The organism is Paenibacillus rigui (assembly GCF_002234615.1).
In the GTDB taxonomy this organism is placed as follows: Bacteria; Bacillota; Bacilli; order Paenibacillales; family NBRC-103111; genus Paenibacillus_S; species Paenibacillus_S rigui.
The window spans coordinates 36695-62063 of sequence record NZ_NMQW01000046.1 but is presented as its reverse complement, the minus strand read 5'-3'; the positions used below and the strand labels follow the sequence as shown (position 1 = coordinate 62063).

Annotated in this window: 21 protein-coding genes and 1 pseudogene; 2 read left to right on the top strand and 20 right to left on the bottom strand. The window is 52.1% G+C overall.

Annotated features, from left to right (window positions below):
- Positions 1-31: 31 nt before the first annotated feature.
- Positions 32-121 (top strand): annotated as a pseudogene (locus CF651_RS25625) (helix-turn-helix domain-containing protein); the annotation flags it as partial.
- Between the two features lie 153 nt (positions 122-274).
- On the opposite strand, the gene CF651_RS25620 reads toward CF651_RS25625, so the two are convergent.
- From CF651_RS25620 to CF651_RS25545, 16 genes are all read right to left on the bottom strand, one after another.
- Complete coding sequence (locus CF651_RS25620) at positions 275-1408, bottom strand: alginate lyase family protein (RefSeq protein WP_094017718.1); 1134 nt, start codon at positions 1406-1408, stop codon at positions 275-277.
- A gap of 108 nt (positions 1409-1516) precedes the next feature.
- Positions 1517-1990 (bottom strand): large conductance mechanosensitive channel protein MscL, encoded by a 474-nt coding sequence (mscL, locus tag CF651_RS25615; RefSeq protein WP_179232997.1) that lies wholly within the window; start codon positions 1988-1990, stop codon positions 1517-1519.
- 175 nt (positions 1991-2165) lie between these two features.
- Entirely contained in the window at positions 2166-2915 is a 750-nt protein-coding gene (locus CF651_RS25610; protein ID WP_094017716.1) for a peptidoglycan-binding protein, read from the bottom strand.
- Positions 2916-3031: 116 nt separating this feature from the next.
- On the bottom strand, positions 3032-3688 hold the full coding sequence (locus CF651_RS25605) for a YcnI family copper-binding membrane protein (RefSeq protein ID WP_094017715.1): 657 nt from the start codon (positions 3686-3688) through the stop codon (positions 3032-3034).
- An 81-nt stretch (positions 3689-3769) separates the two neighbouring features.
- Positions 3770-4441 carry a response regulator gene (locus CF651_RS25600; protein ID WP_094017714.1) on the bottom strand — a complete coding sequence of 224 codons (672 nt, stop codon included), beginning with the start codon at positions 4439-4441 and terminating at the stop codon, positions 3770-3772.
- On the bottom strand, positions 4441-5289 hold the full coding sequence (locus CF651_RS25595) for a sensor histidine kinase (protein ID WP_094017713.1): 849 nt from the start codon (positions 5287-5289) through the stop codon (positions 4441-4443). Before CF651_RS25595 ends, CF651_RS25600 begins: the two co-directional genes overlap by 1 nt.
- Before the next feature lie 76 nt (positions 5290-5365).
- Positions 5366-7300, bottom strand: coding sequence for a DUF5939 domain-containing protein (locus tag CF651_RS25590; protein WP_094017712.1), 1935 nt, complete (start codon positions 7298-7300; stop codon positions 5366-5368).
- A 280-nt stretch (positions 7301-7580) separates the two neighbouring features.
- The gene (locus CF651_RS25585; protein WP_179232995.1) at positions 7581-13061 is read right to left on the bottom strand and encodes a glycoside hydrolase family 78 protein; all 5481 of its coding nucleotides are present in this window, start codon (positions 13059-13061) and stop codon (positions 7581-7583) included.
- A 1048-nt stretch (positions 13062-14109) separates the two neighbouring features.
- A complete protein-coding gene (locus CF651_RS25580) occupies positions 14110-15219 on the bottom strand; it encodes an S-layer homology domain-containing protein (RefSeq protein ID WP_179232994.1) in 1110 nt (369 codons plus the stop codon).
- Positions 15220-15391: 172 nt separating this feature from the next.
- Positions 15392-15874: a ferritin-like domain-containing protein gene (locus CF651_RS25575; protein WP_094017709.1), complete on the bottom strand. Its 483-nt coding sequence runs from the start codon at positions 15872-15874 to the stop codon at positions 15392-15394.
- Between the two features lie 207 nt (positions 15875-16081).
- Positions 16082-16402 carry a hypothetical protein gene (locus CF651_RS25570; protein ID WP_094017708.1) on the bottom strand — a complete coding sequence of 107 codons (321 nt, stop codon included), beginning with the start codon at positions 16400-16402 and terminating at the stop codon, positions 16082-16084.
- Positions 16399-16734 (bottom strand): alpha-helical endospore appendage domain-containing protein, encoded by a 336-nt coding sequence (locus CF651_RS25565; protein WP_094017707.1) that lies wholly within the window; start codon positions 16732-16734, stop codon positions 16399-16401. The genes CF651_RS25570 and CF651_RS25565 overlap by 4 nt, the downstream gene beginning before the upstream one ends.
- 65 nt (positions 16735-16799) lie before the next feature.
- Complete coding sequence (locus tag CF651_RS25560) at positions 16800-17090, bottom strand: nucleoside-diphosphate sugar epimerase (protein ID WP_094017706.1); 291 nt, start codon at positions 17088-17090, stop codon at positions 16800-16802.
- Positions 17091-17214: 124 nt separating this feature from the next.
- Positions 17215-17943 (bottom strand): glycosyltransferase family 2 protein, encoded by a 729-nt coding sequence (locus CF651_RS25555; RefSeq protein WP_094017705.1) that lies wholly within the window; start codon positions 17941-17943, stop codon positions 17215-17217.
- Positions 17943-19577: a glycosyltransferase family A protein gene (locus tag CF651_RS32965; RefSeq protein WP_245856154.1), complete on the bottom strand. Its 1635-nt coding sequence runs from the start codon at positions 19575-19577 to the stop codon at positions 17943-17945. Before CF651_RS32965 ends, CF651_RS25555 begins: the two co-directional genes overlap by 1 nt.
- A 6-nt stretch (positions 19578-19583) precedes the next feature.
- Positions 19584-20357 (bottom strand): glycosyltransferase family 2 protein, encoded by a 774-nt coding sequence (locus tag CF651_RS25545; protein WP_094017704.1) that lies wholly within the window; start codon positions 20355-20357, stop codon positions 19584-19586.
- A gap of 356 nt (positions 20358-20713) precedes the next feature.
- Here CF651_RS25545 and CF651_RS25540 point away from each other — a divergent pair, with 356 nt between their 5' ends.
- On the top strand, positions 20714-21787 hold the full coding sequence (locus tag CF651_RS25540) for a glycosyltransferase family 4 protein (protein WP_094017703.1): 1074 nt from the start codon (positions 20714-20716) through the stop codon (positions 21785-21787).
- A 98-nt stretch (positions 21788-21885) separates the two neighbouring features.
- On the opposite strand, the gene CF651_RS25535 is transcribed toward CF651_RS25540, so the two are convergent.
- The 4 genes from CF651_RS25535 to CF651_RS25520 are packed head-to-tail and all read right to left on the bottom strand — an operon-like array spanning position 21886 to position 25368.
- Complete coding sequence (locus CF651_RS25535) at positions 21886-22605, bottom strand: glycosyltransferase (protein ID WP_342746616.1); 720 nt, start codon at positions 22603-22605, stop codon at positions 21886-21888.
- A complete protein-coding gene (locus CF651_RS25530) occupies positions 22602-23558 on the bottom strand; it encodes an NAD-dependent epimerase/dehydratase family protein (protein WP_245856153.1) in 957 nt (318 codons plus the stop codon). Before CF651_RS25530 ends, CF651_RS25535 begins: the two co-directional genes overlap by 4 nt.
- Entirely contained in the window at positions 23540-24385 is an 846-nt protein-coding gene (locus CF651_RS25525) for an SDR family oxidoreductase (RefSeq protein WP_094017701.1), read from the bottom strand. Before CF651_RS25525 ends, CF651_RS25530 begins: the two co-directional genes overlap by 19 nt.
- Positions 24382-25368 (bottom strand): SDR family NAD(P)-dependent oxidoreductase, encoded by a 987-nt coding sequence (locus tag CF651_RS25520; RefSeq protein ID WP_094017700.1) that lies wholly within the window; start codon positions 25366-25368, stop codon positions 24382-24384. The genes CF651_RS25525 and CF651_RS25520 overlap by 4 nt, the downstream gene beginning before the upstream one ends.
- Position 25369 lies beyond the last annotated feature (1 nt).

Below are 25369 nucleotides of genomic sequence, written 5' to 3'. Positions count from 1 at the left end.
GCTCGGATATTTGTATAAGAGACAGTGATAATACATTTCCAACGTCATGCAAAAACTAAATGTAAAAGGTCGTTCACAAGCAGTTGTCGAGCTGATCAAGCTTGGGGAACTAACGATTTGATTGTCTGACAACCCCGATTTGCATATGCTTAACCCGCTTAAGCCTTCCGCACACATTCCCGATAGGGAAGTGTACTGAAGGCTCTTTGGTTTCAGTCAACAATACAAAAACGCCTTCCGGAATGGAAGACGCGTTAGAGTACATACGACCAAGCTACACCCAGAGCAGCGGCTGGCGGATCGCAATATTACGGCGTACCTCCGCATCAACAGGACTCCGATCCAGACGTTGCCACAATGAAATATATTCCGGTCGGCCGAGAGCAAGTCCTGCAAACAAAAGGGACGAGACCTGTGCAGGCCAGCCTTCATCATGCTCCACATCCGGCGGATAGGGCCACGCTGCTTTATCGGAAATATACGGGACGAGGAAGTCAAGCCCCAAGCGAATGCTACGGCCGTCCGGCAGCTCATAGTTCCAAAGGTTATCCTCCGGGATGGACAGCACATGGCACAGGGTCACCATATTATCCATGACAAAAATCGAGTAGCCGTAAGGCTTCGTCCTTGCCAGCTCTCTAGGGAAACTACCGTCCGGGGCCATTTGGCCTGGGAGCAGTGAGGTTTTGAAGCGTTCTCTGCAAAAATGGAGCATGGTTTCGTCGCCGGTAAACCAACTGAATACCGATGCCTGTACGAGCCAGCATACGCCGTGATTATTGTCCGCATTCATTTCTTCAATGCCGTTCGGATGAGTCTTCATCCAATGCAGGTACGAAGCAAACCATCGCTGCAGCCCTTCATAAATCGGCTCGGTCATGGCCTCTGAACCCCTTAAAGCTTCTACAGCAAGCGGCACATCAATAAGGTGCAGCGTGTCGATAATTCCGATGCCCCTCCCGGAGCAAATGCCGGGAATGGCCTGTGCATACAGCAGATGCGGATGCATCAGCGTATCCTCATGTAAGAAAAAGGCCTGCAGCAGCTGAACCGCCTTTCGGGCGTAAGCTTCGTGGCCTGTCAGCTGGTAAGCTGCCGACAAATTCGCCACATGGGTTCTCATGCTACGCAGCAGTACCCGATGGCTGTCAAAATTACCGGGGTTGCTTTCGCCATCCCGCCGTATGTAAGGAAGGCCATCCGAAGTATCAGGATTCGGCCACCAATAATCACCATTGGAATAATAATCGTGAATGCCGCCCTCACTCATAGGAGCTATCGCTGCTGTAAGCACGACTGGCCCAGCAGCCATAGATGCATCGGCTTGCCCCGTAATCCAAGCTCCATCCGCCCAAGCCGGGGTCTCCCCCTCGTTGGCGTATCGCCTGCCCAACTTTCTCGTTATCATCCTCTCGACTCCTTCACCCAAGGTATCCTTTGAGTATAAAGGAACAAGCCTGGAATCGAATATGGATAATCCTCAGTTGTTTTTGGCCTTTCTTAAGCTTGTTCTGCGCTAGTTCATCGTCCTTGGCGTTACTTCATTGGCGGATTCAACATAAGCCGTGCAGTATTTACAGCGCACCGCAAGCTTAGGGATATCCGACAAGCACTCTGGACACTCTTTTGTTTCCTTCTTCGGATCGGGCTTCTCTTCCTGTTTCTTGCGCAGCCGGTTCAATTGCTTCACGGTGATGAAGATGACGAAGGAGACGATCAGAAAATCAAGCAATGTGTTGATAAACAAGCCGTAGTTCAGTGTCGCAGCACTGGCTTTTTTCGCATCGGCAAGTGTAGGATAATGATTCCCGTCCAGGCTGATAAATAGATCGCTAAAATTAACTTTCCCCAGCAGCAAGCCGATCGGAGGCATCACGACATCATTAACAATCGAGGTGACGACTTTGCCGAAGGCGCCGCCGACGATAACCCCGATCGCCAAGTCGACCATATTGCCTTTCATTGCAAATTCTTTAAATTCTTTAATCATTTTGGAAGCCATACCGTAACTCCTTTTATCTTGTTTGCCTCTATCATACTCGATTTTCATAGGATGGTCGATGCCCTTTTCAAGTTCGATGGGATCCAGAGGAAAAAGCCCCTCTGTTCGCAACTCGCAACAGAGGAGCACCATTTTTTCAAAGCTGACCTGTGGGACGCACCTTTTACTTCCCGATGAACTGCTGAGTGAACATTTTGCCGCAGGAGCCTCCGTCCACAATACCAATCCCGATATGCGTAAACTCCTTACTTAAAATGTTCGCCCGATGTCCCGGAGATTCCATCAGCGCCTTTTCCGCCGCTTCAACCCCCTGGTTGCACGCAATATTTTCCCCAGCTGTGGAATAGCTGATGCCGAATTGCTTCATCATATCGAAGGGTGAGCCGTAAGTCGGGGAATCGTGGGAGAAATAATTTCTATCCACCATGTCCTGACTCTTCAATTTGGCCGTCTTGGACAACCCAGGATCCACCGTCAAGGGGGCCAAGCCTTCCTGCTTCCTCTCCTGATTGAGCAAATCGACCATTTGTTGTTCTTCAGGAGATAGCTCGGCTGCTGGCGGCGGGTTCGGAGCAGGATTCGGTACCGGTGCAGGCGCAGGTGTTTTGGGAATCTTCAAATTCCCGTATGCCCACAAAATGGACTGAAGCGTTTTATCATCCACAGCTCCGGTTACAGGGAGGCCATGAGCCTTTTGGAACGTTTTCACGCCTTGCACGGTCTCGGGACCGTAGTAACCGCTAATCTCACCCGAGAAATAGCCCATCGATTTCAACATCCCTTGAACGGCAAAAACGTCCGGCCCGTTGGATCCGCTGCCAAAGCCAAATGCGCTCGTGCTTAACGAGAAAAACAATAGCAGGCTAAACAGCAAAGCAGCTAACGGCTTCCTTTTTTTACACTTGCCAAGCATCAGTTCATTCCTCCATCTCGCATTAGAATGTACATACCAAGCATCCCCTGAGATGCTGGTTTTTAACACAAAAAACCGGATCCTCCCTTTGGGAAAATCCGGCTGCCTTCCGCGGCTTAGCGGGCTGCTTTTCGTTTAGTAATCGAGATGATCAGCGATATCAATCCCAGCACCAGCGCAGCGATCGATAAGTAAAGCGGTGCTTGCGAGGCCGCTGCTCCGGCTGCCGCAGGCTCGGACGCTTTATCGTGACCTGCCGCCGGCGCGGCTGCAGTGTTGCCGTGGCTATCGGCTGTTGCACCTGCCGGCTTCGGATTGACTTTCGTAACGGATGCCGGCTTATCGGCACCTTGAGCGCCTACCCACTCCACAACGCTTCCGTCCTTATAGGTTTGGTAGGCTTTCCAGGTTATGCTGGTGGCTGTATCCGCAACCTTGCCCTGCATATAAAACTCGCCGAATTCCGTTGCAGACAATCCGTCACCGGTAGCCGTCCACGTTACACCGGTAATTTTGCCGGAGGCATCTTTGGCCAATTCATACTTCCAGCCGGCTTTCGGCTCGAAACGGGAAATCGTTACCGAGTCCAGCGGAAACTTTACTTCGACTTTCACCGTAGGAATGTCCTTCTCGCTAGGAACGCGCACGGCGAATTTTTCATAAGAGCCTTGAGTCGTCTCCGGCGGCTGAACTGTGACATGGGCACTCGCAATCCCGCCCCCGAGCAATGTGAAAAACAAACATAATACGAGGAGCACATGGGCCTTTTTCATCTGGTAAATCATCCTTTCAATCGTCCTTGGTCTGTAACTACTGTACAAAAATTCGGACGCCTTGAATATGACCCCATCGGGCTATTGGCGGGATTTTTTTTGACTAATCTGTGTCAGCCCGTGACGTATCGCATACGCCGTCAGCTGCACCCGGTTATCGAGCGACAGCTTCGCCAAAATGTTCTTGATATGGTTCTTCACCGTGTTCTCCGTAATGAGCAGCTGCTCGGCAATCTGACGATTGCTTTGGCCGCTGGCAACCTGGACCAGTATCTCGCCTTCCCGGCTGGAAAGGACGCTCGGCTTGGTCTCATCCTCGTTGCGGTTAGGCCCGGTTCGGAACTGGTGGAACAAACGGTCGGCCATGCCGCGGGAAATTTCGGATTGATCGTCAAGCAGCCCGCGCAAATAGTGTAACCAGTCATCGGGATCCATATTTTTCAGCAAGTAGCCTTGAGCTCCATACTGGATGGCAGTGAACAAATCCGCCACATCGTCCGATACAGTGAGCATCACAATGCGGATATGGGGGTTCTGCTGCTTGATCTTGCGAGTGGCCTCCAAGCCGGTCATGCGGGGCATTTGAATATCCATCAGCACGAGGTCGGGCAGCAGCTCCCTGCACAGCTCAATGGCCTTCTCGCCGCCGTCGGCTTCACCGACAATCTCGAATTCAGGCTCGCCCTCCAGCAGCGCACGAACGGCTTTCCGCGCAAGCGGGTGGTCGTCCGTAATCAGTACGCGATATATCATCAAGTCTCTCTCCTTTGCAAGTTCCCTGTAACTGTCAGTTCGGTGCCGCCCTGCTTCAAAGAGTTCACCTGGAGCTCGGCACCCAGCGCCTCGGCATGCTTGCGCATTTGTACCAAGCCGTATCGGTTCGGGACAGAAGCCGGTTTGACGTCCGCACCCTCACCAGCTGTGCTGAACTTATCCGTAATGCCGATCCCGTTGTCGCGTATGGACAGCCTCCAATGCTGTCCGTCCTCCGCCAAACCCAGCTCGATAGACGCATGATCCGCCTCCGAATGCTTCCGGATGTTCGTAAAAGCTTCGCGGATGATGGCAAACAGCTGCACCTCCGTAGAAGGAGCAACCACCCCGGAATGGATCTCAACCGACTGCTCCACGGCAATGCCCGTGATCCCGCTCCATTCGTCGATCCATTTGCCGAGACGGGAAGGAAAATCTGCGGCATCCTCCGGCAAGCTTCGCAAATTGAAGATCGCTTGGCGCAGATGATGATCGATCTCGGAAACCGCGGAACGCGCCTCGTCCAGCTGGCCTTTTTTGAGCTGCACATTGAGAAAAAATAAAATCTGGGCAATATTATCATGCAGCTCCTGTGCAAGCCGTTCACGTTCTTCGTACACGGCACGCTTCGCTTCCTCTGCCGCGAGGCGCTCGTTCGTCCGCTCGATGCTGTGGAACATCCAGGTCGCGAATACATACGACAGCAGTAAAGTCAGAAGCGTTATATACAGGTTGCCGGATTCCATAGACAGCTCGGACAACAAAAAATCATGGCGAATATATTCAAACCCGCCAATAATGAGCGGCGGAACAATAATCGTGAGTCGTTTCAGCATGCGTAAGGACACAGGGAAAGCACCCGCTTTCATAGAATAGAGCATAGTGCTTGTAGTATAGCACAGCAGAAGCGCAAGGATAAGCGCCTTAGGCTTCCGAAGATTCCGAGGCTGACGCCACCTCGGCCAGCCCGGTAGTTAACGGCTGAGGCACTTTAATCCTTGCCAGTGCGACGACCTCGTCAATTCCTTTCAGGTGCCGCTCGAAGCGTTCCATCTCAGCCCGGTAGCCGCTCAGCATGGCTTGAACGCCGGGCCTGTCAGCACAGGCCTGGCTGACCATAATGTCCCCACCAAGACTAAGTCCTTGGGTCCTTGAGGCAAGGTTCACGGTACGTCCGAAGTAATCGAGCATCCCGTTAGAGTTCACCACTATGGCCGGACCGTGGTATAACCCGATTTTGATGACCATCGGCGTGCTTGACGGGTTGCCTTGGTTAAATTCATCGACATGCGTTTGAATGTCCAGCGCCGCTTTAACCGCATGCTCAGGGTGTTCAAACACAGCCATGACGGCATCGCCGATCGTTTTGACCAAGGTTCCCTTGTTCAAGTGCACCCAGTACAGCAGGAAATCAAAATGCTTCCTCACTTGACCGTAGGCAAGCGCATCGCCGACATGCTCATAGTAAGCCGTCGAGCCAAGCAAATCGCTGAACAGCAGCGTTACATTCTCGATGCCGACCTGCTGTCCTGGAGCCAGCACCTCGGAGGAGAACAAGCTGCGGAATTCATGCATGGTTGTTACCTTGGCCGCCGTCACCGTGTGTTCGTCCCAGTCATCCTTCTCTAACGCAACGATGATGCTGCCGCCGCTTCGATTCTCCAGTCTCAGCTGCGAGCCGGACTGCGGCCGTGTGGACAAGGCTGGCGACCACTCGGCGCCGTCATAAATCACATGATATGTATCCTTCAAGTCAGCGGCGCTCCTTTGGCTCACCCGCTCATGGTCATCGTACAGCGGCAGCATATGATTGTGGCGCAGCACACGGATGCGGAGCTTATCCTCCACTTCGGGGTAAACCAGTGTGGTCTCTGCTTGATCCGCTATTTCCTGCTGCGCATAAATATGCGGGGTTAGCATGGGGCCCCCTACACAAAATACGTGCTTGATAGCCCGGCGAATCGAAGGATGGACGGAAAAACACAGCTCCACATAACGGTCAAATTTAGCCTCATAATCAATACCGCAAAAATCACAATGGTACTGTGACGTCAGGCCTGACATCGTATCCGCTCCACCTTTAGTGACCCGGCAGTTCGGACATATTAAATGCCAGCTTAAATTAGTAATGCCGAGCTTGGTTGCATATAAAAACAAGCGAAGCACCGCTTCCCGCTCGGCTCTCCAACTGGCAGCCAACACATAGGGACGCATATCGATCACATCGTCGTCCCCGCTGACGCTAAGGTGCTCCGCCAGAAGCTGTACGAGCTTCTCCTCTCCCGGCAGGCTTTCCCTCAGCTTCGCAAGAAGCGGGTTCAGTTCCTCCTGCTGAACGGAGTAAGCTTGCGCAGGCTGAGGCAGCAAATGCTCCTTCATCTGCTGCTTCAACTGGACAAAGCTGTACAAATAGCGCATCGTTTTGCGCATGGAGCTCAAGCCTATCAGAGGAATCGCCAGCAATCCCAATGCATTGGCCGGGGTAAAATAGGCGAATAACCGCACCCGGGTCGCCCTCGTGCCATCGGGCAGCACCGTATCGGCATCCTCCAGCTCGATTCCCCCGTAGAATCGCTGCAACGGTCCTCCGCTATATTCACGTATTACGGCGTAACGCTCTTCCTTGACCCATTCAAAAGGATGCTCCTTCCATCGCATGGGGATCACTCCCGCCACTTTGGCCGCGAGCTCCCGAATGAACCCGCTCCCGCCCTTCCGCGTTTCCAGGCGGTTTGAACGAATGGGATACAGCCCGATCACCCGGTTTAAATGATCGGTTTGGCTTAACAGCTCCCACACCTTCTGACGGGACAGGGGGAATTCTTCCTCCAGTACATGCTTTTGCTCCTTTAGTCCCATAGACCTATCTCCACCCTCTCTATCTGTGACTAATTATACACGCGATAGGTCCTGTGCAAAATAGGCTCCTTCTTCATTCACGCGAGGTGAAACTAGGAGCAGGATCACATAAGGATAAACGGCTTCGCCATCTTTTAGGATGGCATGCGTTTGTCAAAGACGAAAGTTGTGAAGCTTATACTTTCCTATCTACTGAGAAAAACCGAAGGCTCCTTATGTGCCCTCGGCTTTAATGATGGTTAAGTCCAGTCTGCAGATGCTCCCAATGACCCATGTTACGCTATTCTTTACGAACACTGCTAGAGTATGCGGTCCACGGGTCCTTTATCTTAATAACGCGAACAGCCGTTTCCCTATGTCCATTCGGCCATACAGCTGTAAAATGAAAAGAGTAGTCCCCATCTGGCAGCGTTTCGAAATCCCCCCTCTCCAGCTGTCCTTTCCATGTCATACGGCCGGCAGCTGCTGTCAAGTTAGCCTGCATATTCGTATAACTCATACGTACAGTCACCTGATCGGCAGGCTGATTGGTCTCCGCCTCGACAACAAAGGCCTCCCCGGACCAAAACGTATCCGAAGATCTGGGCTGCTCCGTATTCCTGGATTTCATGAAATTATATGCTTTACGGTTCTCCTCCCACCCGGGCGTATGCTTCACATAACCGTCCAGACTTAAATCTCCTACAGGTACAGCTTTGGTGATGGTATCGGAAGCGCCATGGCTATCGTTAACGGTTAGAGTCACGATGTAGTCCCCCGGATACCCGTCTGTAACCGCAGCGGGAATGACCGCATGGATAGAAGTGTGTAGTGCTGCCGTGTTATAGCCTGGACCTGTCACCTGCCAGCTGTAGCTTAACGTATCGCCATCCGGGTCAGTCGACTGATTCCACAGGGTGACCTCATCTCCCTCAAAGGCCGGCTTCGGCGTCCAATCGAAATTCGCAGTCGGAGGCCGGTTAATGTACATCCATACCTGTGGCGACCATATCGACTCCGCGCCATATTGATCCCATACTTTAACCCGTACGCGCAGCTTTTGCCCGGACGGCAAATCATTCGGAACCACCCATTGATTGCTCCCGGCTGAAGTGTTCTGAGCCAATTTACCGCTGTCCAGCATCATGACATTGTTGTCCTCGTTCGTAATTTGAAGCTGAAAGTGTTGAAACAGGGTTCCGGCATCCGGATCGCTTTGTACCCACTGCAGCGTAGGCCGCAATGTAGTTACAATCGTCGGTTCAGCCTGCGTTCCATAAGGAAAGCTCATATATGCCGCAGGCGGGCTATTCGTAATCATCCAACCAACATTGCTCCACGCTGACCAAGCAAACCCGTCACTGACTTGGACAACTGTTTGGTACTTCTTGCCCATCTCGAGCGAATGATCCAATGTCCAGGACCAGCTCGTATCGGTTGTATTCATAGATTGATTCTGGATCGTATCTATGTCATTCCCCCATTCATCCTTTACTTGCAGATTAAATGCAGTGAACGTCGTTCCGGGGTCCGGATCACTTTGATTCCATAGAATTGTAGGATGTAATGAAACAGGCGTTGGATCGCTTTCTGTTCCATCCGGGAACGTTATTACGGCACTAGGAGGATTGTTCGGCGGCGCAGCATCAAAGTATACCGAAGCGACAGCCCAATCGGACCAAGCCCCATACTCGTCCTTGACAGCCTTGCGCAAAATATACATCCCCGGTTGATCCGGTCTTGTGATCTTACCGTCATGTGTAACTCCAGCTGTGTCGGTGTAATTGTATCTTTCATCATAAATTCCCTTATTGGCTCCATAACCGGCAATATAATTCCACGACGCCAACCAACGGTCCGGGTCATGGCTATCCTTGTCTGTCCATGAAATGGTGTAATCCGATCCCTGGCTGACCGAGAAATCCGCAATCGGCTTCCGGTGAACAAGCAAATTCCGGATATTGCCCGTCGTATCCTGCCTGTAGGCAGCATAGGCGCTGCTTAACCACGGTGCCGGTGCCGGATCATCCTGGGTAACATATTGCACCTTGTAGTTGCCGACTTTATCCAAAGAGGCTAGTGCCGGGTTTTGAGGCTGCCCGTTTCTGCTGAACGTTCCGCTGGCTCCATCACCGGCATCCAGAAATCCTCCCCCGTCCACTTGAGAGTAATAAAACCTGTCTTGATTCGGAAAATTCGGGTCTCCTTCGGGATCCGTATAGCTCGGTGTCGTCACAATCGGCATGTTGACAACGGCAATTCCGTCGATTTTTGTTTCTTTGGGCCTCGGTGTCGTCACGGTTAAACCCTTGAATTTGACTCCATACAGATTTAGAAAAGGTCCGTACTTCCCTTCACCGAAGGTTCCATCGGAAACGTCAAATACCGGTGAGCCGTTTACGGCCACTTTCATTTTGCTGCCTTTTGTAACAATTGAAATGCCGTACCATGTATTTTCCGCAAAATTGTAAGCCGCCTGCCCAAGAATGATCCGGTTTCCATCCACGATCTTACTTAGAAAAAGGGTTGTGCTCGTCGCTTCAAAACGATACATGTTCTTGTAATCCTGCATTCGGAAGGAAAATCCCGACGTCGAATTATTCGTTGTCACCCGTTGACCCAAATTCATGTAAAAGGCGTAGTCCCCTTCGGCAACCACATGATCCTCGTTTCGCAGCTGGCCTCCAGCGATCGTTTCATATGGGATACTTGCTGCCCCGGTTGCTTGAATCCGGTATACCCAGTACTCTCTGAAATTTTCGTTTGTCGGCTTATATACAATCCCGCGGGTTCCATCACGATACTTCGCATGGTCTCTTTGAGTTAAAGCTACCGTTAAGGTGCCGTCCTGTTCAAAATCAAAATAATGGAGATAAAACTGCTTCGATTCCTCACTACTGTCACTATTGTCGTAATGGAGATAACTCGAAAAAAACGATTTACCGATATAAAACGATTTAACGAACGCTCCATTCATATCGTATACTTCCACGGAATCTGCATTGACCAAGGCAAATACATATCCGTCAGAAGAGACCCGGATTTGGAACGATAAGTTTTTATAGGAGATCGTAGCGCTATCCTTTCCAACTGATGTGTACCCTTGGTTATACTTTACCTTGTCCCTTACTTTGACCGTTTTACTCGTTTTCGTATTGGCATCGTAATATTCGAGTGAAAAGGTGTAATAGTCGTCGTTGCTAGATGATGAGACCGGCTGAACGGTCGTTTTGGCCGTGACTCTCTTCCCGTTCAGCATATACGTCGGGCTCTCCCAAACCAATGGAACAGGTTCCAAAGTGACTCCTGCGCTATAAGGGATAGTGGATGTATACGAGCCATCCGATGTCTTGTAGAAATCAGTTTTTGTTACGCTGTAGCCACATGAATTATATTCATCATCCCAATATTGGCAAACATCGTAGATGAATCCCCAGTAAGAAGAGTCACTCAAATGCCGGATACCGCCGAATAAACCGGTGATTTTTGTCAAATCCGTCGTTGTAATCGATTGCCCGTTATGATATGGAACCGTATAGCCTCCCCCGCCTGCTAACTGGACCACAATGGAGCAAGTGTACTGGTAAGGTCCACTGCCGCTGTATAAACACTCAAAGGAAAATGTATTGCCGGCATTGTCCCTCCCCCCACTCATAGCAACGTTGGAGCCTAAATTACCGCTCAATATTTGCAGGTCCGCTTTATTGTCCGGATTCGATGCATTGGCCATCGTCCCAGCTACAGGAAACCTTAAGTCTGATCCTCCATAGGTAAATCCCTTTGGTAAGGCTTCAGGCAGGGCTACATCGACATAATCGTTCGCAAGCCCCTCATAACGGTAATGGGACGTCGCCATACTCCCGGGCAGCACGCCCATCGAATACGGATTGGAAGAATTAATGACGCCTAAAGAGTCGGTGGACAGGTTAAGCTGCAAACCATTTTGTCTAACCTTGTCCGTATCACCTATACCGATGATGGATCCTTTCCAGCTATCTTTGAGCAGCAAGTCCTGTGTCTTATAACGGATGATATCCAGTTCAGGCGGCTCCGGGTTGGAACCCATGATACTTACATCCGTTTCACCGGATTGGTTAATGACGTCTGCTGTGTATGTTTTAGAGTCGCTTAGACCATAGTCTTCGACCCCCCAAATGTAAAACTTGATCTTGCCCACGCTTGCCGCCTGGATCGAATACGATTGACCCGGCATAAAATGATCCACTACATACCCCGTTTCATCGTTAAAATTTCCATCATTATTACTGTCGAACCAATATTTCAGCTGACCATCCACAATGGTGTCTCCATCAATCGATCTGGTATTGTTCGTTACAGAGAACGTTCCTCGTGTCATGACAGATGGATATATCAGCTCTGCAATCGGCGGCTTGTCTTCAACCACGTTGATGACCTTGACTGCCTTATCCTCCGGTAAAGAGTGAACCCCTTTATTGTCCGTCACCTCCAAGGTGACTGTTTCGGGTCCGGGTGCCGGATACACATCCCGTTTGTTCGTCCATTCGTCTTTGGTGTGATCAATCGTTCTTCCGGGAGCGGCTGTACTGCAATCTCCATTAATCGCATTTGCAGCGAGTGTACGACCCGCTACGACTCTGGACGGCACGTTAATACAAGGAATCGGGTAAGGCGAAACGACATTCAACGTATCCGACTGTGTACTGCATAATCCGGAAGGATCGCAAGCCCTGGCCGTGATGAGATGGGCTCCCTTGGTTGTCGTAAGAAGATTTGTGAACTTTAGATCGTTTACGTTTAGACCGTATGTACTCTTCAGTCCTTGAACCCAGGTACTCGTGCTGCTGGAAAACTGCCAAGTCATGGTTACCGCATCACCGTCCGGGTCACTAATATTAAATGCCCTCAGATTGACCTTATCTCCAACCACAACGGAAGGGTCGTTATTCGCATCGGGCTGTGTTCCCGTCGTATTACTTGCTTTAAACCAGCCAATTTGAAAATTGGGCGGCCGGTTGGCTGGCTTGGGGCCGACCTCGAAATGGGCTCCGCCGATGCTGGTAATACAGTTGGTCCCCTGATCCCAGACCACAAATTCCACGGTGACATCTCCGTCCGCAAATCCGCCGGGATAAGCTCCATTTGTTTGCTTGTAATAGTTTGCTTCAAAACCTGCGGTGCCTTTGTTTGACCAAGTGCCGTCAGGTAAATCAGTGGATACCCCATTTTGCCAAAATCTAAACTTGAACTTGTAATTTACGCTGGTGTCCTGGAGAGTTCCGGTAACATAGTTGGCTTGCCCCCAGCTAATAAAGCTTTTATCAACTTTCACGGTACCAATCAAATCAGGTGCATAACAACCGCCATTCCCTCCACCGTTGCAATCCGATTGAGCGGTGACCGAAACAGTCGTACTGTTATTGGCTAATGTATTCGTCGCTTCTCCAACGGCATTGCCTGCATCAATCACAATGGTAAAATCCTGCGGTGCTGTAGTACTAAAAGAATAGGTGATTTTTTTTGTAAACGTCTGGCCGCTTGATGCCCCGCTGATCGTTTCCGTGTAGGATGGGTTGACGACTCCATTGACTTTATACTCGACTTTAAACGTGGCTGAGGTGCTCGGACCAAAGTTTTTGTAGTTAAAGGTGATCTCGGCTGAAGTGCCGGCTTTGATGCAGCCGGATGGGCCGGTGGCTGAGATGTAGCCCAGGTCGGGTTTGGTTGGTTCATCGTAGTTAATAGTGATCGTTGCGTCTTTGTAGAGATACGTTGTGGCTAGCCAATTCGTATATACTGCCATAACGTAGTTAAAAGGATATCCACCGTCAGAATCTATTCCAGTTGAAGGGTCTATATTGGTATTATCGAAAAGGCAATCTTGATCATCTACTTGAATACCAACACACCACGAATTTAAAACCCTTCTAACAGCAACTTGATTAGTTTGGTCGCTCGCTTTTCCCCAAAAAAAAGGTTCAGTACCATCTCGCATTTTATTGGCATCAACCATAATTACACTGCTTTTATCATAATTTTGAATTTCAATACCAGAACCTGATTCAATGTCATTTGGATCTGCGAAGAACTTTGTAGGCGGGTCAGGGGAATAAGATCGTGTTACCACTGCACCTATCATGTTCCAGTTAGGTGACTTATCTGATATACCACTACCAGAGTAATCATATTGAGGATCATATCTCAAATCCCTACCATTGTAAGATTCTGGGCCTGAGTTATATGATGTCAGAGTACTGTTTGCTTTATCACTGCCAGTGGGTCTTATCCATCCTTCTTGAGGAACATAACCAGGTTTATTCGTCTCCCCATTTGATAAAGTACTACTATCTACAAACTGATATATCGCACTCCTTTCACCTTTGTGCTCCCAACGAGCCCCATTAGGTAATCTATAAACATGATGCCCAGGATTAGTTTTTGATCTGCCATACAAAGTTTTTGTTTCACCTGAGATAGTATTTTGAACCTTAGTCCCCGAAAGCAAACAGGGACTAGTCTTACCATTGACGGATATATTACAACTAGTAATGCTACCGCTTAGATAACTTGCTAAATTGAAATCCAAAGTCTTTGTTTGAACTGAATCATAATACTCTGATGGAGCTGATGTTGGAGGTGATGTTGTTACGGTGTTATTTTTAAAATCAATAAAAAATGTTTTGGTCGTTGCAGCTTCGACTTTATCCTGAAGGTTTTCGGGAAGCAGTGGAAGAATAATTTCAAAAAACATCACCATAGACATAACATAAGATATCAAAAACCTCCGATATTTCTTCGACAAAACCAATCCCTCCAAACTACCTATAGCAAAACAAAAACATATATTATTATTACTTGTCGTATGACTCCGCTACAGTCGGATAACTTTCATTACCAACTTGATAATACGGTATAAATGCGCTTGCTTTATCAGCCTTGGCCTTATCTATCACAAATATCCGGTATGTTTCAAATGTGTAAACTTTACCATTATCAACAGCCCCGACTATGCCACTTCTAGCCACACTATCCCATCCTAGCATGTCAAAAATATCTAGGATTCTAATTGCCACCTGTGCAGGCGAAGTAATATCAAACTTCAACTTATAAGCAAATACATAACTATGCTCGAAATTATCACTCAACCCATAATAACCACTGCGCTTCGCCCCATCCAACATCCACTTAAACGGCGAGTCCTTATCCGTATCGATAAAAATAATTTCCTTAATCGTCATCGTACCGTATGGAATATCATACGTTATCGGCATCCGCCTTGCCGGAGTCACATTCTTCGTGCTCCGCAAATTCGTCCCCGTCGCAGCCAGCTCCGACAGCTCCTTCGCCGCCGCATCCGTCGGCAGCACCTCGCCTTGCTGCAGCTTCAGCACGCGCTCAATAATTGTCGTCGACTGGGCTCTTGTCGTCTGGCCACCGGGCTCCAGCGCACCACCGGACATGCCTTGGATCAACCCCAAGCCTACGGCGTTGTACATGATTTTGGAGCTGTCGGCATTCTCCGCCCCTTCCGGAACGCGGAATTCTTCCTTGACCGCACGCAGTGCGACGGTTGCGAGTTCCAGGCGCGTCATCGGAGCATTATAATCGTCGAACTGTCCGGCGTAGACAATATTGTCTTTTTGCAGGCCTGCGACGTAAGGGGCAAACCAATCGCCGCTGGCGTCTGTTTTTTTATTCAACGCCTTGGAAAGCAAGGTAATAAACTCAGCCCGGCTGATGCCCTGATCCGGCTTGAAGGTACCGTCGGGATAACCGTCGACGATCCCTTTGGAGATGGCGGCTTGGATGGCGTCATTCGCCCAATGGCCTTGAATATCGGACAAGGTGAGCTGCTGCACGGCAACGGCCGCCTGGCTGTCCGGAAGCTTCGGGGCGGCAGCACTCTCCCCAGTGACAAGACTCAGCGCAACAAGGGCTGGCATGATTATACGTTTACTCATCTGTTCATTCTCCTTTTCGACTGCAGCATGAAACAAAAAAAGCACCCCAAACATAGGCAAAATCCCTCTGATTGGCGGTGCTTCCGTCCACGTGTCTTATATGATTGTCATAAATTCCAAAACTTTCCTATGCAGATCGATTATACTCGAATCGTGTCCATTTTTGCAATAATTAAATGTATGAGGCATCCGTGGGGCTTGGGAGCAACAGCAGCATTAACCCCGCCAAATGATCGGCGCCGTCACTCATCCCATACCAAAATAAATCCCTCACCCTTCGGCTCGGCGTGAGTAAGTAAGTATCGCGATATTGTCGAATCGCTTCCCGTTCCCAAAGAATAGCCTGGCGCAGGCCGCCCTCGTATGTGCTAAAAGTAAGCGCAGCAGGCTCAGCCTTAGGCGGTACGCCCTGCAGCTCCACGAAAAATTGCTCGAGCAGGGCAAAATAAGCTTTTTCCTCCTGCATCATGCGCTCGAATTCATCAGCTTGCTCTGCCGTCGGAGCCAGCTTAACCAATGCCGCGTAGGCGCGAATGCGTGTTGCCGTATGGTTGACACTCCATTGAAGCTGGGCCATCAACCGGCGAAAATCCCGGTACGGAAGCTTGTCGGACAAGTAGGCCGTTTCGTGCGGGGAAAGGGCTTTTGTATGCATGCTGCAACCTCCATTTCCTGTACTGCAAGGATGGGTGAATGACTATAATATAGCGTATTCACGACAGCTTGCCCTTGTCACAGAAAAGATGGCACAGCCCGTTCCACCGCATAGAACTACGCATACTGGCTGCCCTAAAAGCAAACCGCGCTCGTTCCAGCACCAGAACCGAACTGCCCCTGTGATATGTCCCCGGGCCGGGCCGCCTCATTGACGCCGCAGCTTCTCATGCAACCATACCTTGCCCGGCTCCCCCCGGCGAAATTTACGGATGCGGATACCGGTCAGCTTCCCGGTCAGCTGCTTCTGATAGCTGCTGATCACTGTAAGCTGAGTCAGGAGCTGCTGACTCGCCTCCTCGCAGGAGCCCCGCTCCGCCCCCGAACGGAGGCGGTTGTGCTCAGGCCTAGAGCTCTCCTGCGCTGCATCGGCCATGCTTTCGATAATCCGGGCCAAAGCCCGCTGACTCCTCGCCAGGGAATGGAGGATATGGAGCTTCACTTTATTTTCCGCCTCATGCCAATTCATTTGGCATTGCCTCCGAACGGAAACATATCGCCGTAATCGCCTCCGCCTTGTTCATTCTCTTCGCTTTGCCCGAGCAGCACATGCATGTTTTTGGCCAGAGCCTGCTCCATCTTGGTGATCCCCTCGATCACCTCGATCAGCTGCTCGTGCATCTCGACGGTCTTTTTGACCTGAACACTGTGATCTTCAAAATGCGAGGATTTCATATGCTGGCAGATCCATTGGCAAGAGCGGGCGGCCTCCACCGCTTTGGCCTCAAGAATTAAAGAAATGTTCCACTGCAATTGAGCTGCGGCCTGCAGCATTTTGTGATAGGAGTCTTCTCTGTTCAAGGCTTACCCTCTTTTCCATGAATCATATTTAAAATGGGAGAAGCCTGCCGGCGTTCCCCGGCCGCTTATTCCTCCCCTTCGGGGATTTCCACTTCCTTCATGACGATGGTCAAATTATCAGCCAACGCATCTTCCAAATCAGCCAAGCTGCTTAAATACGCAGCAACATTTTTGGTGACGGCCATAGAGCTTTCAGTCAGCTCATCGATATCGCCAAAGGACGGGTTGCGTTCGGGGATAGCTTGAAACAGCTGCGACATGCGGACGGCGATGTGTCGCTTGGCTTCCAAAATTTTGGCCATCTCTTGTTGGGAGGCCGCCATGTGCTCTATGATTTTGGTAACTTGCCTGTGCACGTAAAATCCCCTCCTAAGCTCGAAACTTGCCTAGCCTCTACTTATACTCCCATAACATATGCGGGCAGAAGCTGAAGCGACCACGGCATCCGCCCAGACTCGGAGTGAAAACCTTGACGGCCGCTCAAATGAACTGGTGGGGATCCACCGCCCATTTCTCCATAAATTTGCGGTAATTTTGCTCGATTAGCTGCTTCACCGCCTGTTCATTCTCCTTCTGGAAGCTCGCGCTGCCGTGATGATAAATGAACGAATCGCCGGCAATCATGAGCCGGTAGCCTGCCTGACGGGCGCGATAGCAGTAATCGTCATCCTCAAAATGCCCTGGGGAAAATCGTTCATCCAGCAGCCCGATCCGGTCCAGCAGCTCCCTGCGGAATAAAAAACACAGACCTACAATACGTTCGACCTGCCGCCATTTGGCGCTGTTCGGCTGGTTGATCCGTGCCGCCATGTCCTCCACTGAGGTAAAAGGCTCCTCAAGCTGCTGTTTGCCGCTCGCATAATTGGTCATGGGACCCACGATACCGATGTCCTCGCTGCTGTACAAACAGCGCAGCATATTCTCGAGACCGCGGGGGGTCATCAGCGTATCGTTATTGAGCAGCAGCAGCGCATCCCCCCCGGCCACACGCAGCCCCAGGTTACAAGCCATGGGAAATCCCCGGTTAAAAGGTACGGAGACCAGCTTTAATTTGTGATCCAGGCAGTACTCGACAGAGCCGTCTTTGGATCCGTTGTCCACGACAATGACCTCATAAGGCGTGTGCGTATGCTGGCGGATCGATTGAACACAAGGCTTCAGCCAATGAAGACCGTTGTAGTTCGGAATAATAATGCTCACCATTTGCATCAGCCCGCACCTCCCGCAAGAGTGCGCTTGCGCATCTCGTCTCTAAAAGATAGCCGTTCGCCCGACAAGTCTCCGGCGAGCTTCAAAGCCTCGACATGATCTCCAATGATGAGATCCGCTACTTGATTGGTTCGGCCCGTATTTTCCGTACGGCGCTTATTGCTGCGAATGACATTGATGCTGCCGGAGGCCTTGATGTTCAAATGATGATGAACGGCCAAAGCTTGTGCCTTAGGCGGCACCATAAGGGCAGGGATGCCCAAAACATCCAAAGCCTTGCGCGACAGCGCATGAGGCACGGCGGTCAATGAATTCGCCCCCAGATCGCTCCGGCCGAGAGAAGCGTTAAGAAACTGCTTCATATGCGTCACCTGATCCTGCTTGGCAAATGAATGCATATACGGGGTAATGTCGTTCAACGCTACATCCAGCCCTTGATCAATCATTCCGATAAAAGGAAGCAGCTCTTCTGCGGTAACCATAATATCCCCATCCAGAAACAGCAAAATATCCGCGCTCGCAAGCTTTGCTCCCAACGCACGGCCTACATCATGGCCGAGCGGTTCGGGAAACGACAGTACCACGGCATGAGACCGCTCCCGCACCCGCTGGAAGCTGTGGTCAACCGACCCGTTTACAATAACATAGACCTCATCGAACGGCAGCCGGTTGAGCTGATGCATGATCGGGCCGATCGTACTTTCTTCATTGCGGACCGACACGATAGCGGCAACCGATTTGGCCGTAGGCAGGAGCACCCAGTCATGGGCATGCTGGCTTTTTGCCCGAAAAAATCCGTGCACATAGCCTTTGGACGCTTCACTGAACCTTCCCCACGGCGCACCCGCGAACGTCTTCGCTTGCGCATGCTGCATCCAGTGGCGGTTCAGCGCCTTCTTCTGGTACGGCTCCTGCTCGATAGATATGCGGGCGCCATCCTCCAGACCCGCTCTCCACCCGGCCTGGTAGGCGGCAGTGGATATTTTGGGTGTTAAAGCGCCCCGGCGGCCCCGTACGGCTCGACGGCTGCGGAGCAAAGGACCGGGACGTTGGCGCAAGCGTGCCGCCTTTTGCGTGCGGGCAGCCGTTCGCAGAGCGCCACCTGCCTTGCCGGCACGCCCGGCAGCACCGGTTCTCACAGCACCGGCCTTCACGTTCCTGGCCTTCGCGGACTTGCTCCTCGCTCCCCTGACTCCAGCTCTGAAGGCAGCCGTCCGTGAGGCTGCAACTTTCGCGATTCCGGTCCTCATCACACCGGCCCTTACTCTGGCATGAGCAGCAGTGCCTCCGGCTCCCGACCTAACGGCCCGGACCCGAGAGGCTGCATTTTTAACGGCACCCATCTTTCCGGCTCCGATCTTCACGGCTTTGCCTCTCACTGCACTGACCCCCGCAGCCGCAGCACTGGCTGTCTTTGCACTCACTCTGGCGGCACTTCCCCTGCCTGTCTTCGCGAATCCGCCCCCCGCTGCTCCAGCCTCGGCCGCAGCAGCTAAGTTCGCCCCCGTCACGCTTGTCTTCTTACGTAAACGCGCACCTCCAGGGACACGGGAACCCGGCGCAGCGATAGACCCAACAGACCCAGACCGTTTCAACCCGCCAGCGGCCAACCGTCTAAAACGATGTCCTTGCATAACATATCACCTCACCATGTGGCGATTTCTAAACAAATCCGTTCGCAGGCCCCGTTCATTCGTCGCCTCCGTATACCAACGGATCGCCTCCAAATGATCGCCGATAATTAAGCGCCCCAGCGGGTCGGAGCCTTTTTCACGCCGGCGTACCGGATTGATTCTTCCGACTTGCACCAGATGCACGGCAGCTACCTTCAGCTTCCTTTGAATGGCGATAGCCTGGGCTTTGGGAGGAACCGCAAGATGCTCGACGCCAATCGTTTCAACAGCCCTTCGGCTTAACGCGTGAGGAATGGTCGTCATGGAGGCTCCCTTTAAATCCGGGCGCCCCAATACCGCGTTCAACGCGTGTTTAGCCAGTACGACGGGGTGGACGGACGTCACTGCGACTTTGCCGTTATATTGATTCAAGGCGACATCGACTCCGCGTTCGACAGCATGCAAATAAGGCATCAGCTTCGCAGCAGGGATCACCATATCCCCATCCAAAAACAGGAGAATGTCCCCTGTAGCGTGCCTCGCGCCGATGCTGCGTCCCACATCATGCCCTAACGGCTGCTCGTAATGAATAACCTTCGCCCCTGACATGGAGGCAATGGCGGCCGAGCCATCGGTAGATCCATTGACAACAATAATCAATTCCAGCTGCGCCCGCAGCTTCTTGACCTCGCGAAGCACAGCCGGCAGTGTCGTGCGTTCATTCATTACAGGAATAATGACAGACACCCTGGAGCGGGGCGTCCACATCCTCGCAGAAGGGCCTTTGCGCAGAATACGCATAAGTTGAATCCACTCCCGTCTCTGCAGATTGTTTTGGCTTGGGCAGGCGCTTTGCCTGACCCTCTCCTTAGTTTATGTACTTCTATCACGAGAGCGAGGGCAGGAGCGTAGCAGAGGCAAAAAGGGCGGCAAAAGCCCGTCCGAAGCCTCGGCGAAGAGAAAACCTCTATCGAAGCCTTGCGAAGATGAGCGACCGCATTCAGCGTAAAATAGGCTGCCTTTCAAGGGCGCCAGTTCAGATTCAACTACACCCGTTGCACCCTATCGACATAAACTAGCAGAAGGATTGCCTGTGCAAATTCGCTTGACAGAAACAGGCCCACACGCTTGCATGCCGGAGGAGGTTTGAAAAAGGAATGAAGCTCTTATTCTCGTATTATCTTCCAAGCGGCGGGGTGGAAACCTTGCATCGCATCCGTGCGGAAAATTTGAAAAGGCATGGGATCGAATGCCATTTGCATTATCAAAGAATGGCTGCCGGAGTGCAAAATATTTCGGGCATTCCGACTTTTATTACGAATGTGGACGAAGAGCTGTACCAGCTGCTGCATAAGGAACGCTATGATGCCATTTTTGTTTCCTCCGACTTCATGATGATAGAACGAATGCGGGGATGGTCGTTTCACGGTCCCTTAATTTACGAGGTGCAGGGCCTCGGCCAAAGGGAGCAGGCGATTCAAACGTTAACTACGGCTTCGCCTTACCTGAAGCATTATTGCACGGCGGCGCTGTATCCCCAGACCCAGCATTTGTCGGAGCTGTTTCAGTCGATGTTTCCCGATTTGAGGCAGTTTTCCATTGCCAACTTTTTGGACACCCGGCAGTTTTACCACCGCCCCTTGGAACGTCTCCCTTATCCGGTGATCGGCTGGGTTGGGCGCATCGAGAAAAATAAAAACTGGCGGGACTTTGTCGAGATCGGCTTTCAGCTGCGCCAACGGGTACCCAATCTAAAGCTGTGGATGTTTGAAGACGCGCATTTGTATGAACCTGAAGAGAAGGCCGCCTTTGAGCAAAAAATCGTCGAGCTCGGACTGACGCCCCATATCATCCGGCATTCCAACATTCCGCACCGAAAAATGCCGGAATTGTACTCTATGATCGGCGATTCCGGCGGATTTCTTCTCTCGACATCGATCCTCGAAGGATTCGGCTATGCCGTTTCCGAAGCGATGAGCTGCCGCTGCCCCGCGCTATCCACCGATTCCGACGGTGTACGAAGCTTTATTTCTCATAATGCTACGGGCAAATTTTACCCGATCGGAAATATTGAAGAAGCCGTGAACCAGGCACTTCAATTAATGTACGACACGCCGCTTCGTGATCACATCCGGAATCAAGGGGCCGCCCAAATACACATTCACTTCAACCCCGAATTGTACTGTACCCGGTTTATAAACCTGCTGCGGGAACTAGGCTTAAACCCCTGATCGGCAAAGGCATCGGAGATAAACGGCTTCGTCTTATCTACTGAAAAAAGACATCCCACAACCGCGCGATTTCTGCGCAAGGGATGCCTTTTTTTGCTTTATCCGCTTAATTCCTGAATGTAAGCCCGTAAGCGAGCACCGTACAACGACTGGACCCACTGGATTTCATGTGTGATCCTCGCCTGATGGCGAACGGTTCCCATCTGGGCATGCTGCCGGTATTGAATCAGCGACTGGTCCAGAAATATGAGATCCTGTCTTGCCAAAATAATCCGCAGCCACAGATCGTAATCATGCGTAAAAGGAAGCGCCTCGTTAAACAGGCCCACCTGCTCCAGCAGCTCTTTCTTCATTATGACGGTGCAGCCGTTAATCGGGTTGGCGCTGAGCATGGCCGTATAAAATGACTGGACGTTCGGAAACCTCCCTGCCACCCCTTGCTGCGTGATTTGGTTGTGCTCATTGATGAGATCGAAGGCCGTAAAGCAGAAATTGGCACCGCACGCCTGCATATAGGGAATTTGCATGGACAGCTTGTGCGGATAGAACAAATCGTCCGAGCTGAGCCAGGCAATATATTCTCCCGAGGCCATGCGGATGCCGTGATTCAAAGCGCTGGCGGTCCCCCCGTTCGCCTTGCCCAAATAATGCACCCGATTTCGATAGGGCTGAATCAAATCCGCATGCCGCGTGGATCCGTCGTCCACGACGATAATTTCTACATTCGGATACGTCTGTGACAGCGCACTCGTAATCGCCTGAGGAATATACGGGTCGTTATAAAATGGAATAATAATGGAAACCAATGGAACCATCATCTGACCCCCTTCCCGATTTCGTTCCGGTAATAGGCAAGAATATCGTCTATCGATTTGCGAAAAGGAATCGCCGGCTGCCAGCCCAGCGCCCGCGTTGCCTGCAGATCGACGCGGGTCTGGGGGGCGTCCGCCGCCTCGCCGACCGTCAGCCGAAAAGGCACGGCGGTGCGCTCCAGCATCCGGCTCGCAACCTCGCCGAGCGTTCGGCTGTAGCCCGTGCCGATGCCGTACACGACGCCGGGCGTCCCCCGGCGTAAAATCAGCTCGTACGCGCGCACGGCATCGCGTACGTCTACAAAATCGCGCGCCTCGGTCGCCGAGGAGAGCCGGAATTCCGGCTCCCCGAGACCGGCTTCGGCGCGCGCGATCCGATCGGCCAGCAGCCCGCAGATGCCTGCGGAGTGCCCCGGGCCGATCAGGTTCGAGGGCTGCCCGATCATGACGGGCAGCCCGAACAGCGCGCCCCACCAGCGCGCGAGCAGTACCTGCGCCGCCTTGCTCAGCCCGTACGGGTGCGGCGGCAGAGAGGGCCTCGCGCTGGACAGCGCCGCAGCGCCGAGCATCGAGCCCGCGACGACGACGCGGCAGTCGTCGGCCCCGAGACGCCGCAGCGCGTCGAGCAGGCGCAAGGTGCCCATGACGTTCGTCTCCACGAACGTCATGGGCTCGCGCCACGACTCGGCGACGGCGCCGAGTCCGGCCAAGTGGAGCAGCTCCTGCGGGCGGGTATCCGCCAGCAGCTGCTCCACCTCGTCCGCGTGATCGAGGCTGCAGACAGCCTCGGTCACGCGGATCCCCGCAGCCCCGTCAGGGGGCTGCAGGCTGCCCGGTCGCCGCACGACAGCGACGACGTCATACCCCAAGGCGGCAAAATGCGCGCATGCATGCCGCCCGGTAAAGCCGGCAGCGCCGGTGATGACAATCCGGCGCGGGTTCATCGCAATGCCATCCAATCGCGCAGCTCCACCAGCATCGCGGCGAAGTCCTGCGGCGCATAGCCCAAATCCGTGCGGGTGTTTTTGAGCGTACGGTCGAGCACAATCGTGTCATCCGGACGGATGATGACGTCATCCTTTGCGAATACCGACTGGAACTGCTCCAGCATCCGGCATTTGCTGAGCGGCCGGGCAGCCGTCAGATGCACAAGCCCCTGAACCCCGCTCCCACCCTCAATCAAATGACAGACGAATTTGGCCAGCTCCAGCGTCGTTACCCCGTTCCAGGGCACCTGCAGGAAGCCCTTGATCTCCCCCCTCTGCTGCATAAACCAATGGAGCAGACCGATGCCGTTCGCCCGGATCTCCGGTCCGATGATAGAGGTTCTTATCGTGACATGAGGCGGCTTAACCACTTCCCCAAGCGCCTTCGTTTTTGCATATACCGAGGTCCCGTCCGGTACGTGCCGCTCCTCATAGGCCCCACGTTCGCCGGAGAAGACGCAATCCGTGCTGATATGAATGAGCCTGGCCCCTTGACGGTCCGCCAGCTCCGCAAGCAGATGCGGCAGCAGGCCGTTAATGCGATAAGCCTCGACCTCATGAAGCCGTGCAAAATCGTTCAAAATACCGATGCAGTTGACGATAATGTCCGGCGCTACTGCTCTGACCAGATGTGTTACAGCCTCGGAGTCTCTTGCATCCAAATACAGCCCGTTTGAACCGGCAAGCCGTTGTTCCCGCTGTCTGACGGTATAAAACAGGTCAAAAGACGTCTCACGCGTCATGTATTGGACCATCAGATGACCGGCCATCCCGTTCCCACCGATCACCAGAACCCTCATGACAAAAATCCGCCCTGCAGCAGCATCATCCGGATTTCTTCCTTATTCATCAGCGAATGCACGGAAGAATAGCTGTCGAGCCCTACCCTCGGATAGCGGCTGTAATACGCTTTTAACCCAGGGATGTCGAGCGTTGGTAAAATGACCAAATACTCATCGTCATAAACCACTGTATTTTGCGCCTCGTAATCTGAATATAAAATTTCATGAATTTTTTCTCCGGGCCTCACGCCAAGCTCTACAAATTCCACATTCCTTCTTCCTAGCGATTCGGCCAATACCTCGGCCAAATCCATAATTCTGCAGGTTGGCATCTTAAGCACGAAGGTTTCCCCGCCCCGGCCCTCCGCCGTCGCTCTCAGCAGCATGCCGACCGCTTCCTTCAGCGTCAGGAAAAACCGCGTCATCTCTTTATGCGTAATCCCGATCTGATTCTTCTCCATAATCTGCTTGCGGAACAAATGAATGACGCTTCCGTTCGTCCCGAGCACATTCCCCCCGCGAACGCAAACAAAGGTTGTTTCCGAACGAAGCAGGTTGGCATATATAATTAATTTTTCGCCGATCGCTTTCGTCATTCCATAGAAATTGGAAGGATTCGCGGCTTTGTCCGTCGAGATATTAATCACTTTCTTCACCCTTGCCTCGATAGCGGCCTCGATAACGTTTTGGGTGCCGACCACATTCGTCTTTAATGCTTCATAAGGCTGATCCTCGCACACCGGGACATGCTTAAGCGCAGCCAGATGGAATAAATAATCGATGCCTTGGCACGCCTTGACCAGCGCCTCCTTATCCCTTACATCCCCAATGCAGAAATGGAGCCTCGGGTCCTCAAACGTACGCTTCATCGCGACTTGACTCGATTCGTTGCGGGAGAACACGATAATCTCCTTCGGGTTATGCGTCAAAAGCTGACTGACCAATTCGTGCCCCCAGGAACCCGTACCCCCGGTGACCAAAATCCTGCTGTTCGCAAACATG

Bases quoted from the DNA above. Each gene is read 5' to 3' on its own strand.
- CF651_RS25620 (WP_094017718.1), bottom strand. From the start codon at position 1,408: ATGATAACGAGAAAGTTGGGCAGGCGATACGCCAACGAGGGGGAGACC.
- mscL (WP_179232997.1), bottom strand. From the start codon at position 1,990: ATGATTAAAGAATTTAAAGAATTTGCAATGAAAGGCAATATGGTCGAC.
- CF651_RS25610 (WP_094017716.1), bottom strand. From the start codon at position 2,915: ATGCTTGGCAAGTGTAAAAAAAGGAAGCCGTTAGCTGCTTTGCTGTTT.
- CF651_RS25605 (WP_094017715.1), bottom strand. From the start codon at position 3,688: ATGAAAAAGGCCCATGTGCTCCTCGTATTATGTTTGTTTTTCACATTG.
- CF651_RS25600 (WP_094017714.1), bottom strand. From the start codon at position 4,441: ATGATATATCGCGTACTGATTACGGACGACCACCCGCTTGCGCGGAAA.
- CF651_RS25590 (WP_094017712.1), bottom strand. From the start codon at position 7,300: ATGGGACTAAAGGAGCAAAAGCATGTACTGGAGGAAGAATTCCCCCTG.
- CF651_RS25585 (WP_179232995.1), bottom strand. From the start codon at position 13,061: ATGGCAGTATATACGAATTGGCTAGCCACAACGTATCTCTACAAAGAC.
- CF651_RS25580 (WP_179232994.1), bottom strand. From the start codon at position 15,219: ATGAGTAAACGTATAATCATGCCAGCCCTTGTTGCGCTGAGTCTTGTC.
- CF651_RS25575 (WP_094017709.1), bottom strand. From the start codon at position 15,874: ATGCATACAAAAGCCCTTTCCCCGCACGAAACGGCCTACTTGTCCGAC.
- CF651_RS25570 (WP_094017708.1), bottom strand. From the start codon at position 16,402: ATGAATTGGCATGAGGCGGAAAATAAAGTGAAGCTCCATATCCTCCAT.
- CF651_RS25555 (WP_094017705.1), bottom strand. From the start codon at position 17,943: ATGCAAATGGTGAGCATTATTATTCCGAACTACAACGGTCTTCATTGG.
- CF651_RS32965 (WP_245856154.1), bottom strand. From the start codon at position 19,577: ATGCAAGGACATCGTTTTAGACGGTTGGCCGCTGGCGGGTTGAAACGG.
- CF651_RS25545 (WP_094017704.1), bottom strand. From the start codon at position 20,357: ATGCGTATTCTGCGCAAAGGCCCTTCTGCGAGGATGTGGACGCCCCGC.
- CF651_RS25540 (WP_094017703.1), top strand. From the start codon at position 20,714: ATGAAGCTCTTATTCTCGTATTATCTTCCAAGCGGCGGGGTGGAAACC.
- CF651_RS25535 (WP_342746616.1), bottom strand. From the start codon at position 22,605: ATGATGGTTCCATTGGTTTCCATTATTATTCCATTTTATAACGACCCG.
- CF651_RS25525 (WP_094017701.1), bottom strand. From the start codon at position 24,385: ATGAGGGTTCTGGTGATCGGTGGGAACGGGATGGCCGGTCATCTGATG.
- CF651_RS25520 (WP_094017700.1), bottom strand. From the start codon at position 25,368: ATGTTTGCGAACAGCAGGATTTTGGTCACCGGGGGTACGGGTTCCTGG.